Annotated in this window: 10 protein-coding genes; 4 read left to right on the top strand and 6 right to left on the bottom strand. The window is 47.6% G+C overall.

Annotation, left to right across the window (positions count from 1 at the left end; genetic code table 11):
• Window positions 1-3: 3 nt before the first annotated feature.
• From MKZ12_RS03465 to MKZ12_RS03480, 4 genes are all read right to left on the bottom strand, one after another.
• Complete coding sequence (locus MKZ12_RS03465; RefSeq protein WP_339258731.1) at window positions 4-1,161, bottom strand: Ger(x)C family spore germination protein; 1,158 nt, start codon at window positions 1,159-1,161, stop codon at window positions 4-6.
• A complete protein-coding gene (locus MKZ12_RS03470; protein WP_339258734.1) occupies window positions 1,158-2,627 on the bottom strand; it encodes a spore germination protein in 1,470 nt (489 codons plus the stop codon). Before MKZ12_RS03470 ends, MKZ12_RS03465 begins: the two co-directional genes overlap by 4 nt.
• The gene (locus MKZ12_RS03475) at window positions 2,608-3,714 is read right to left on the bottom strand and encodes an endospore germination permease (RefSeq protein ID WP_339258736.1); all 1,107 of its coding nucleotides are present in this window, start codon (window positions 3,712-3,714) and stop codon (window positions 2,608-2,610) included. Before MKZ12_RS03475 ends, MKZ12_RS03470 begins: the two co-directional genes overlap by 20 nt.
• 268 nt (window positions 3,715-3,982) lie before the next feature.
• The gene (locus MKZ12_RS03480; RefSeq protein WP_339258738.1) at window positions 3,983-4,927 is read right to left on the bottom strand and encodes a DMT family transporter; all 945 of its coding nucleotides are present in this window, start codon (window positions 4,925-4,927) and stop codon (window positions 3,983-3,985) included.
• A gap of 167 nt (window positions 4,928-5,094) precedes the next feature.
• Here MKZ12_RS03480 and MKZ12_RS03485 point away from each other — a divergent pair, with 167 nt between their 5' ends.
• Window positions 5,095-6,480, top strand: coding sequence for a PLP-dependent aminotransferase family protein (locus MKZ12_RS03485; protein WP_339258740.1), 1,386 nt, complete (start codon window positions 5,095-5,097; stop codon window positions 6,478-6,480).
• A 223-nt stretch (window positions 6,481-6,703) separates the two neighbouring features.
• Here the strand turns inward: MKZ12_RS03485 and MKZ12_RS03490 are convergent, their stop codons facing one another.
• Both MKZ12_RS03490 and MKZ12_RS03495 read right to left on the bottom strand, forming a co-directional pair.
• Window positions 6,704-8,023, bottom strand: coding sequence for a glutamate-1-semialdehyde 2,1-aminomutase (locus MKZ12_RS03490; protein WP_339258742.1), 1,320 nt, complete (start codon window positions 8,021-8,023; stop codon window positions 6,704-6,706).
• Window positions 8,024-8,154: 131 nt separating this feature from the next.
• Complete coding sequence (locus MKZ12_RS03495) at window positions 8,155-9,198, bottom strand: LCP family protein (protein WP_339239448.1); 1,044 nt, start codon at window positions 9,196-9,198, stop codon at window positions 8,155-8,157.
• Between the two features lie 128 nt (window positions 9,199-9,326).
• Between MKZ12_RS03495 and MKZ12_RS03500 the strand changes: the two genes are divergently transcribed.
• Genes MKZ12_RS03500 through MKZ12_RS03510 form a run of 3 tightly spaced genes read left to right on the top strand, consistent with a single transcriptional unit; the run spans window position 9,327 to window position 11,959 of the window.
• On the top strand, window positions 9,327-10,373 hold the full coding sequence (locus tag MKZ12_RS03500) for an ABC transporter ATP-binding protein (protein WP_339239449.1): 1,047 nt from the start codon (window positions 9,327-9,329) through the stop codon (window positions 10,371-10,373).
• Between the two features lies 1 nt (window position 10,374).
• Window positions 10,375-11,169 (top strand): ABC-2 family transporter protein, encoded by a 795-nt coding sequence (locus tag MKZ12_RS03505; RefSeq protein ID WP_339239450.1) that lies wholly within the window; start codon window positions 10,375-10,377, stop codon window positions 11,167-11,169.
• A gap of 4 nt (window positions 11,170-11,173) precedes the next feature.
• Window positions 11,174-11,959, top strand: a complete 786-nt coding sequence (locus tag MKZ12_RS03510; RefSeq protein ID WP_339239452.1) for an ABC-2 family transporter protein — start codon at window positions 11,174-11,176, stop codon at window positions 11,957-11,959.
• Window positions 11,960-11,987: the final 28 nt, after the last annotated feature.

Raw genomic sequence — 11,987 nt, forward strand, 5'->3', positions numbered from 1 at the left:
CTTTTATTTACTGTATTTATACGTGCTTGCATTAAGGATATCCACATGCACTTCCACTTTACCAAGCTTGAAACGCTCAAGGGGATCAGACCGTTGAGAGATCTCTTGCTGCCACAAGGGTAGATTGTGGCGATAGAGATGTTCTGCAAGACCATATGAATCAATCTTGCGTGACTTGTTTTTTTCGAACGTATCTCGAATCTCGGATTCGATCTGTTTTTCCGCTTCTTGTTCCATGGCGTGTGGCGTGCGCGGGGCTCCATGGTCTTCGGTGATGGAACTTTTGACCGAGGTAACCATATCGAATGTGACCCCGTCTCCTTGTTTCCTGGCCGTGATTCTGGTCTTGGGATTACGAAGCATCAGGGTTAAATCAGGAGTCTTTCCGCCATTCCCATACACGTACAAAGGATATTGATGAACACGCTTATATTTCACGTATCGTGTACCGTCTGCATCTGCTCCTGCAACTCTACCTTGACTTTTGCCTTGGGAAATGACATAAAATCCATCCATTCTAACCAGAGGTGGGTTTTTATCGCCATTGAACCACGTCTCATTCCTTGTGGAGACCGAAGGTAAGAGAATGACGGAAGCTGGTTCCCGTAATCCATCGAGAAGTTGATGTAGCCGAATAGGTTCGTAACCGGAATGCTGTTTGTATAGCCTCATGGGTTCGAATATCTCAATGGTCTGGGCGGATTGGTTCAGCAGCGCAGAAGGGGATAGTACTTCCGGAATGTCCTGCTCAGTCGCATAAATCCAAGGTGTATATCTCAGTTGACCTGAATGCAGCAACGTATTAAATATATCCTCCAACTTTCCGTCCAAAGCATTTTTTGATAAAACAATGGCCTTAACATGAGTCCAGAGCGTTTGCTGCTGTGATGTTTCATACAAGTCGTTAATAGCCATGCTCAGAGTTGTACCCTCGCCTCGTCCTATCCACATGTCCCTTGTTTCCCGGGAAGTTGGTGTTTCCTGTTTTGCAATACTCGAGAAGTCTATCAATTGGGCATACGCAATATATTGGTTGTCCACATAGTCTATTCCTATCGCTGTGATGAAGTTAATACTTTGCACTTCCTTGGAATCCCAGCATCCAGTTAGCAGGATCAAGCACCCCACAAGTAGGCAAGTCATGGACGTCCATCGGATCATGGGCGTTTTCTCCGACGAGTTGAATCTTGGGTGTGAAGTGCTTCCGGACGCTTATTTTTATTCATGGACGGTGGCATGGATACGGCCTGCGTGAAATCTCCTGGAATGTAAGGAGAGACGGGCGTCAGATAAGACACTCCATAACATTCTAAGGATACAAGGTGAACCAACAGGGCGAATAGTCCAATCATGAATCCGAATAATCCAAGAATGGAAGAGATGAGAAGCATCCCGATCCGAACCTGGGCGGTAGCTCCGCTCAGCACGGTGTTCACGAGAATATAACTGGAGATAACTGAAATGGCTACCGTGACTATGATGGTGGGAGACGTAATCCCCGCGCGAATAGCGGCATCCCCAATGATAAGTCCGCCGACCACGCTGACGGTCTGGCCCAATGCACGTGGTAACCTGCGACCAGCTTCGTTGAATAGCTCGAACATAAAAATCATCAGAAATGCTTCCAGTGTCACAGGCATGGGCAGGCCCATTCGAGTACCAGCAATTGTAGCCAAGAGCGGTAGCGGTATCTGTTCCACATTGAAACTGGTCAGCCCAATATAGAAGGCTGGGAAGAAACAGGCAATCAGCAGTCCGGAGATGCGCAAGATTCGTTCGAAGGTAACGATGAAAAAGGGTGTACTCCTATCTTCAGGAGATTTCAATTGATTGAAAAGTGTAGTTGGCGCGATGACTGCTACTGGAGAACCTTCAATGAGAACGGCAAAACGTCCATTTAACAGGGAATCGACAACAAAATCAGGACGTTCAGTGTTATCCGTGAGCGGAAAGATGCTCCGAACCCCTCCCATGACAGCTCGCTCCATGATGGAGCTACCTATAATGCCGTCAATCTCAATTTGATCCAGATTGTGTCGTGCTTCTTTTAGAATGTCTGGATTAATAATATCTTTTACATACAGTAGTCCAATGGCAGTTTGAGTACGACCGCCTTTGACATATTTCTCGTAACACATCGAAGATGTTTTCATTCGTTTGCGAATAAGGGCGATGTTGGTCGTGAGTTCTTCGGTGAATCCATCGCGAGGGCCTTTAACTGAGGTCTCAATAGCTGATTCTTCAGGACTACGTCCTGGTATATCAGCAATATCCAGACTGCAGGATTGAACACCGTTATCGAAGATGATCAGTAGCTGTCCACTAAAAATCAACAGATTAAGTTTCTTGAAATTGGTGATATCCTCAATCGGATTTAAGGTTAATCCCAACTCTTTGGGATGTGATTCCTCAATGATTAGAGCGTGCTGCTCCAGACGTGGAATAATAAATTGGTTGATTTGTTTACTGTCGACAAGCCCTTCGCAATACAGTAAGATTACCGGCTGATCGGAATCATCTTTGACAGGAAAGGTCTGAATAACAACATCTGCGCATGGATTGAACTGCTCTTTCAAAGAGGCAAGCAGTGTTTCATGGGACGTGGTGTCAATCTTTTGATGCTCCATGATGTTTCCTCCTCTGATGGCGTGAATGGATAAAGGCAACCGTCGTTGCTATAATCGCAAGTCCGCTCAGATATATGAGATTGAACGGGAATATGTATTCGACCAGAAGCTTTTCGAAGGTCATATCATCCAGAGGATACAACATGGTCAGGATAAAGAAGACACCCAACGAGATACAACTGATAAGCCTTTTGGTAGAGCTCTTAATATTCCATATTTCTATTACAATATACATGGCAAGACTAATTCGGGTGAATGCACCTGCCAGCCATTGGTAGATGGAAAAGAAGTCGGTCTGGGCAATGTATTTGCCCAAAGAGGCAATTCGCCATTCTTCAAAGGCGGGATATCTCATTTTGGCAGCCTCAAAAGGATCGAATTCCACAATCGCCCCAATGAGTGGGCCGACAGTTAGTCCTACAAGAATGAGTGCGAGCATCAAATACTGCCATACACGTATACGTTTGGTGAGATGAGGCTGGATGTACCAGATGAACAGCAGTTCAAACATGCCTGCAAGACTGTAGACCATGCCATTAAGAATGGGATGCCATCCATGTTCAAGAACAGGCAACAGACGACTGTAGTCCTTGTATTGCGTATTTACGATAGCAACATAGAAACCTAACAAGACAACTAGTGGCAGGACTAACCCTGCGGTAAAGGCCAGCGAGCGAATACCTTTATACGCAGCGTAGGCACAGAGAGACATCAGGGCAATACTGGTTACCAATACGGGCGTTTCGGTCAGATAGTTCGTTTTAGCCCAAGCCGTGGTATCGTGCAGGGTGAAGTAGATGACGCTGAGAAAAAAGAGGCTGTTACCAACTCGAAATAACATGCCAATGGGCTTTCCGAGACGGGAAGTTAACCAATCATGCAGCGTTTGATGCCGAAGGAAACGAGAGACATAAGCGAGCATTAGCGCGAATATCAGAAAGGGTCCGGCAGATAGCAGGACGGAAATCCAAGAATCCCTTTTGGCCGCAGCCAAAAGGGCAGGAATAATCAGAACATGGCTGATCAAGCCAACGGATAACATGATCAACATCATGGCTTGTAAAAAAGAAGGCTGTGTTCGTTTCATGCTGAAGAGTCCCCTTTTCCCAATAGACTGTCCTCAGCAGTGTTAACGTGTTTGAAGTCCTTCATACAGGCATTGCATGGAGAGATCAAAATAACGGATAATCCTGGCTTTACGTACCTCAAGCATCGTATTACATGTGACCTGTAGAGCCTGTCGCGTTCCTTCTATAAGAAGCTCTTTCACAATCTGCTTGCGGAAAAAATGATGATAGATGAAAAACAAGGCAGATATCCGGTGTTCCGGATCAGTACGATGGATGCAGGCAGGATCAGTTTTGGCCTTGGCCGGTCCCACTGACCAACTTGTGTTTGCGGCCGCTCATATTGGTGCCAAGCACACCTGCGATAATCAACAATGCTCCAATATAGTGATGACTACCAACAGGTTCGTGCAATATCCATGCACCTCCTACGATGGAGATGAGTGTGGACAGGTTGCTGAATACACTCATCTGGGACGCCTCCAGGTGCGTCAGGGCATAACTCGCAAGCAGGGTGGAGATCATGGTGGAAAGAATGGCCAGATAAGCAAGGGCTCCCAGATAGGAGGCATCTCCCAGTGGTTTGATGTAGTCCATCATGGAACCGCTTGAAGCATGTCGGACCAGGGAGACTGCGTTAAATACAACACAGCCAACCATCAGCGTGACCCATGTTAATTCCATCGGTTTGTACTTCTGGGTTAATGGTCTCGCAAGTACGCCATAACCTGCAAAACACACCGTGGATAACAGCAATAATGCAATGCCCTTCAGGTTACCCAAAGACATGCCATTACCTTGCATCATGAAAATAAAAACAACTCCAGCGACAGACAGCAGCAGGAATAGTTTCTGCAGGGTGGATGTTCGTTCTTTCAAGAAGACAGAAGCGAGAATGAGAGTGAAAACAGGGGCCATAGCCTGAATAATACCCGCTTCCGATGAGTTGGACGAGACGAGTCCAAAGGCTTGAAAGGCAAAAAATAGGACGGGAGATAACAGCCCAAGTGGAATAATTCGCCACAGATCATGAAGGTTCAGTCGGATTTTGATCCAACCCAAAACGACAGGAATGCTAACAACGATTAGCGACAGCGCAAATCGGTGGGCAAGCACATCAATGGGATGTGCAACAGTGACCGTCATTTTAACAAATAGAAAAGATAGACCGATAATAGCCGCGTACAATACAGCTGCGATATATGCGTATCCCCGAGTATGTGCTGTGTTCATGAATGCTCCTCCAATACATTTGTCATAGCGTATGATCTTTATCATCCTGAAATATGTCAGGTTCAAGGCACGTGCTTGCCTTATTCAATATACTGCCGGGTGCATCGTGCTACAATAGATAAAAGGTTAAACTGTATCGGTACAGTTATAGGAGAGGAGTGGGTGCGGTGAGAAAATATGAAGTGATTGCCGAAGCTATAAAGCAATGGATTCAGGAACAGATGCAGCAGCAGGATCGTCGCCAGTGGGCAGATAAGGGCATCCGACTGCCAGCCGTGCGAGTTATAGCTGAACAGTATCAATGCAGTGTAAGCACAGCAATTCGTGCATATGAATGGTTGGAACAGCGGCATTTGGTGTACGCCATCCCTCAATCCGGTTATTATGCCGTACAGAATGGGACAGGCGCGCAGGATATGGACTGGCAGGGATCGTTGGACTTCGCTTCGGCTGCTCCGGATCCGCGGGTGTTCCCTTATGCGGACTTTCGTCATTGCGTGGATCAGGCGATGGAGAAGAAACAGGCAGAGTTGTTTATGTATGGAACAGATCAGGGATTGCCTTCGCTAATTCTGCTGTTGCAGAAGCAGTTTGCGGATTATCAGGTTTTTGCAAGAACGGAGCAGTTTTTTATCACATCAGGTGTGCAACAGGCGCTGGCTGTACTTGCGTTGATGCCTTTTCCCAATGGAAAAAGAACAGTAATGCTTGAACTACCGACCTATCACAATATGCCTTCTCTACTGAGTGGATTAAATGTACCTATTGCTGGTGTGAGACGTACCCAAGATGGGCTGGACTGGGCATCGCTTGAACGTCAGTTCGCAGAGGAAGAGATCAAGTTTTTCTATGTCATGCCACGCTTTCACAATCCGATTGGTACATCGTTAACGATTGCGGAGAAGAAGAGACTGATCCGGCTTGCTCAGCGGTACGATGTGTATCTGGTGGAGGATGATTATCTGTCTGATCTGGATGACAATACGAAACAGGACCCGCTATGGTCCTATGATACGGAAGGCCGGGTCATCTATCTGAAGAGTTACTCCAAAATTCTGTTTCCAGGCTTGCGTATTGGTGTAGCCGTTCTGCCCTTACCACTCATTCAATCTTTTGGTGCTTACAAAAAAATGCTTGATATCGATACTTCAGTCCTGTCTCAAGCTGCTCTGGAGATCTATGTCCATAGCGGCATGTTTGCTCATCACAGGAAAGTGATTCGTAACCGCTATGCTGCTCGGATGCACACGGTGCAGGAGCAGCTGGACGCTTATCCAGACTTTGCTCCGTTTATGGACGCTCCTCGAACAGGAGGAGAGCATACGGTGTTACCTTTGGCGGGTGATATGCCGCTTTGTGTTCTGCTGTCCCGGCTTCAAAAGCGCGGAGTCATCGTTGATACGACTGAACGGTATTATCCAGAGGGAACCTATCAGGTACATCAGGATCAGATGTTGCGATTGAACATCTCCAATGTGCCGAAGCAGCGAATCGAGGAAGGGATGCAGGTGATCCGAGAGGAAATTTTGAAGCTGCAGATCAGTCAGAGATAAGTTAAGTAATGGCAGGATCATAACAGTGCACCCTATTAATAAGCTACGCTTGAAGATGTTGCATAACATCTCATCCTAACCCTAACCCTATGTAAACCAATCACCCCTATTTGTAAAAAACAAAGGCGTCCGCACAAGTTGAACACTTGTTGGACGCCTCTTTTCGTAGTTGCTGTCTCTCAACTATTGTTTGTACGTTACATTTGGATGGGAGATATTCGGATTATTCCTGAGCCATTGCCTTGAAGGAAGCTTCTGCGGCTTCCAATGTAGCCTGAACATCCTCGTCTGTATGAGCCGTAGTCAGGAACCAAGCTTCGTACTTGGACGGAGCGAGGTTAATGCCACGGTCCAGCATGTGACGGAAGAAGGAAGCGAAGCGTTCCCCGTCCGTGTCTTGGGCATGATCGTAGTTCGTCACCGGGTGATCACAGAAATGGGTGGAGAATGCACCGCGAATCCGGTTGATTGTCAGTGCAATCCCATGACGGTCAGCAGAAGCTTGCAGACCTGCTGTCAGGTCGATAGCAAGGTGTTCCATCTCCTCGTATACACCTGCGCCTTGCAGGACCTCCAGACATGCGATACCCGCCGAGATGGATGCCGGGTTACCAGCCATCGTTCCCGCTTGATAAGCCGGGCCGAGTGGAGCAACCTGCTCCATAACGTGTTTGCGTCCGCCGTAAGCACCGATGGGCAGGCCGCCACCAATAATTTTACCAAGAGCCGTTAGATCCGGTTCAATCTCCGCATGATTATCGAGCCCGGCATACGTCTGTGTGGAACCGTAATGGAAACGGAAAGCCGTAATCACCTCGTCATAGATAACCAGTGAGCCGTTGGCCCGTGTCATGGCACAGAGACCTTCCAGGAAGCCGGGTTCCGGCATAACCATACCGAAGTTGCCAACGATCGGTTCAACCATGACCGCGGCAACATCATCACCCCAGTGCTCCAGTGCAGCTTTGAGGCTATCCAGGTCATTGTAAGGCACGGTGATGACCTCTTGCGCAATACTGGTAGGAATGCCGGCACTATCCGGGATACCCAGCGTGGACGGGCCAGAACCGGCCGCCACAAGCACCAGATCCGAGTGACCATGGTAACATCCGGCGAATTTTACGATCTTGTTGCGTTTGGTGTAGGCACGAGCTACCCGAATCGTAGTCATGACCGCCTCTGTACCGGAGTTAACAAAGCGTACTTTATCCATGGAAGGAATGGCTTCCTTCAGCATTTTGGCAAGCTTGATCTCTAATTCAGTCGGGGTACCGTACAGTACTCCATTGGCTGCAGCTTCCGTAATTGCCTGCGTAATATGAGGGTGGGCATGTCCTGTAACAATCGGACCGTAAGCGGCCAGATAATCAATGTAACGGTTGTCATCAACATCCCAGAAGTGGGCGCCCTGGGCTTTTTTCATAAATACAGGTGCACCGCCGCCAACGGCTTTAAACGAGCGTGAAGGGCTGTTCACCCCTCCTACAATATGTTCAAGTGCTTCTGCGTATAGAAGTTCGGATCGGGAACGTGATGGTTTCATAAGATAACTTCCTTTCGTAATTCAAAATATAATAAAGGTACAAGCCACAGAAAGATATGATGATTTTCTCATAATAGTATAGCCGGGCACAACGAGAGGGCAGCGTAATGGCTGCCCTCTGCATGTTTAGATTACTGAGCCGGTTGTTCTGACTTCTGATCGTCACCACTGGCTGTTTTATCTTCGGTGCTGGTCGTACTATCATCCGTTGTAGCAGGCGGGTGAATAATATCCTGAATATGCTGCTTCAATTTTTCTTCATTTGTAACCGTTAATACTTGCGCACCACCTGCTGTACGTTCTTCTTTCAACAGGTTCATTGGTGGGATCTGCTCACTGCCGTTCATGCTGCTCTGGTATCCGAGTCCACCCAGCTTCCACATATCGGAGAGTGTCAGATTCGTATCTACGTAGGGATTAACCTGTTCCAGAATGGCAGGCAGTTTGGCTATGGTAGTGGTGGACTGCATTTTTGCCGTAACAGCTTTCAGCAATTCACGCTGACGCTCGGAACGAGCGAAATCCGACATCGCATCATGACGGAAACGAACGTACATGAGAGCTGTCTCGCCATCCAGATGCTGATACCCTTTTTTGAGATCAATATCGTATTCGTTATTGTCTGCTTTACTTGTATAGTGCATGTCTTTCTCCACATTAAAATCAACACCGCCAACGGCATCCACCAATTTGATGAATCCTTGGAAATCCGTATACACATAATACTGTACAGGAATGCCGAGCAGGTCGCCGGCAGCTTGCATCGCTGCATTCGGGCCATGGGTGATGGCAGTGTTGATCCGCTCTTTACCATACCCGTCAATATCGACGTATGTGTCGCGCAGAATGGAGAACAGATTGATTTTTTTGGTAAGTGGGTCGAGCGATACGACCATCATGCTGTCGGAGCGGGGAACTTCACCTTTTTTCAATCCGCGCGCATCGACACCCATAACGAGAATATTGACCGTCTCTGTGCCTTCCCATTTGGGTGGGTCAGGTGTATTTACTTTCTCCACATTTTCGATACCGGCGAATGGTGATTCGTCACCGTCTTTTGCCAAACCGTCCAACTGATTGAGAATAGAACCGAAATAGTATGCCGCAGCTCCTCCGACAATTAACACGAAGGCGGCAAGAGAAATCCAGATGGTTCTCTTCGTCTTTCTGGTCATGCTAGCTCTCCTTTGTATTTGAGATGAAATAAAAAACGAGTTCAGGTATTGCTGAATTTTGACTGATACCATTATAATTTCTTTTTGGGCTACAAGCAATTTCAACAAAATCCAAGTGAGGTATAATCATGCTGGCGATTGATGTCAAAGATTTGCGCAAGTCGTTTAGCGTCCAGAAAAGCCGAGGTGGGCTGAAGGGCGCGTTCCAGGACCTGTTTGCACGTCAATACCAGGAGGTATTGGCTGTAAATGATATTTCATTTCAGATTCCGCAGGGCGAAATATGCGGATATATCGGGGAGAACGGTGCCGGTAAATCAACAACAATCAAGATGTTGACCGGCATTTTGGTGCCTACTTCAGGGCAAATATCGGTTGGTGGATATGTTCCGTATCAGGAACGGGAGAAGTTTGTACAGAATATTGGTGTTGTTTTTGGTCAGCGCAGTCAATTGTGGTGGGATATTGGCGTTATCGAATCCTTCCATTTATTGCGCAAAGTATATCGTGTAGGAGAGGTCGATTTCCGTAAAAGGCTGGATGAACTGGTTGAGCGATTGCAGCTTCAGGACCTGCTAAGTCGTCCGGTGCGGAAGCTCAGTCTTGGTCAGCGTATGCGCTGCGAGTTGGTGGCAGCATTGTTGCACAACCCGAGTATTGTTTTTCTGGATGAACCAACCATTGGTTTGGACATTGTGGTGAAGTCGGAAATTCGGGATTTCTTGAAGGACATGAACAAGGAGCATGGAACAACCATTCTGCTCACAACCCATGATTTGCAGGACATTGAGGCCCTATGTTCCAGGGTGATCATGCTTGATGCGGGTAACATCATCTATGATGGAGGTCTGGATCATCTGAAGTCCCAATGGGGCAAGGAACGGGAAATTCGCTTCAAGTTCGGTTCAGCTCACAACATGAGTCAGATGCAGGAATGGACTGCGGCGTTACCTGTGCGCTGGACGGTTGAGAATGAATTGTCTGCATCCGTATGGATTCCACTGGAATTGAACGTTTCGGATGTACTCGGACGTGTCGTTGGACAAGCCGATATTACCGATATTCAGATTATCGAGATCAACACGGATGAGATTGTGCGCAGTATTTACCAATCCGGTTCCGCCGAGCGTCCCGAGATTGTGGGAGCAGGGAAAGAAGCGGTGAGTGTATCCTAAGATGAATAGTGCATTTATTGATTTCATGCGCATCCGTTTTCTAACGATGCTGGCATACCGGGTGAATTATTACTCTGGCATTTTGATATATACGCTGAATATCGGCGTGTATTACTTTACCTGGCAAGCCATTTATGGCAGCAGTGGTGAACTTGGCGGCTTTACGGCAGCACAGATGACAACCTACATCGCTGTATCCTGGATGGCACGTGCCTTTTACTTTAACAACCTGGACCGAGAGATTGCCGCAGACATACGGGATGGCTCCATTGCGATTCAATTCATCAGGCCAATCAATTACGTTATGGTCAAAATGATGCAGGGTCTTGGCGAAGGCATTTTCCGCTTCCTGCTCCTCATGATTCCGGGGATGCTCATTGCCATTCTGCTGTTCCCGGTTGAACTGCCTACGGCGCCGTCGGCGTGGATTGGCTTTCTCGTCATGCTGTTCTTCAGTTTCCTCATTAATTCCCAGATTAATGTGATCACGGGACTGGCGGCATTCTTTGTGGAAAATAATGAAGGCATGATGCGCATGAAACGCGTCGTGGTTGATTTGTTCTCCGGTCTCATCATCCCGATCAGCCTGTATCCAGGCTGGATGTCCGCGGTGATGAAGGTATTGCCTTTTCAGGCCATTACGTATCTGCCCGGTTCGGTCTTCACTGGAAGAGTGGAAGGTACCGCCATCTGGAATGTACTCGGTATTCAGGTGTTCTGGTTTGCCTTGCTGCTACTTCCGATGGTACTGATCTGGCGTAAGGCGCGCAAGCGTCTGTTCGTGCAAGGGGGATAACAGAATGTACTATATGGGTCTGATCTGGGAATATTTGAAGAACTACATGAAAACACGACTCACGTACCGTGCTGATTTCTGGGTGGAGATCCTATCGGATCTGCTGTTCCAGGCAACCAACCTGATCTTTATCTTTGTGGTCTTTCGCCATACGGATAACCTGGGCGGCTGGAGTGAGAGTGAAGTGCTCTTTGTTTATGGATATTTTATGGTGCCCTATGGCATCTTCAGTTGTTTTATCAATCTGTGGGGATTCAGTGAGCGGTATATCGTCAAAGGCGAGATGGATCGTATCCTGACACGCCCTGCACATAATCTGTTCCAGATCTTGCTTGAAAATGTAGACCCGCCTGCACTCGTGGGCTCGTTTATCGGCTTGATCATTATGATCTTCAGCGGAGCAGAGATGGGCCTGGTGCTGGAATGGTGGCATATTCCTGCCTTGATTATTTTGGCGCTTAGCTCAGTCATGATCTATGCCGGAATCTATACCACACTGACTTCGTTGTCCTTTTATTCGGACGCACCAACAGGTATTCTGCCATTGATGTATAACATCCAGGGATATGGGCGTTACCCGGTAACGATCTACAACCGTGCTATTCAGGTGCTGCTGACCTGGGTCATTCCGTTTGCCTTTGTTGGCATTTATCCAGCGGCACTGTTCCTGGAAAGGTCCGAGATGCATCGCATGGCACTGCTGACACCTGTGATGGGGTTGGTGTTTGGTTCCGTGGGTTTGCTTTTGTGGAATTATGGCGTGAAACGGTATCGTGGAGCAGGATCATAAAATGCCCTCAACGCAATTCGTGGGCCAG

Source organism: Paenibacillus sp. FSL R5-0713, from assembly GCF_037973325.1.
Classification (GTDB): domain Bacteria; phylum Bacillota; class Bacilli; order Paenibacillales; family Paenibacillaceae; genus Paenibacillus.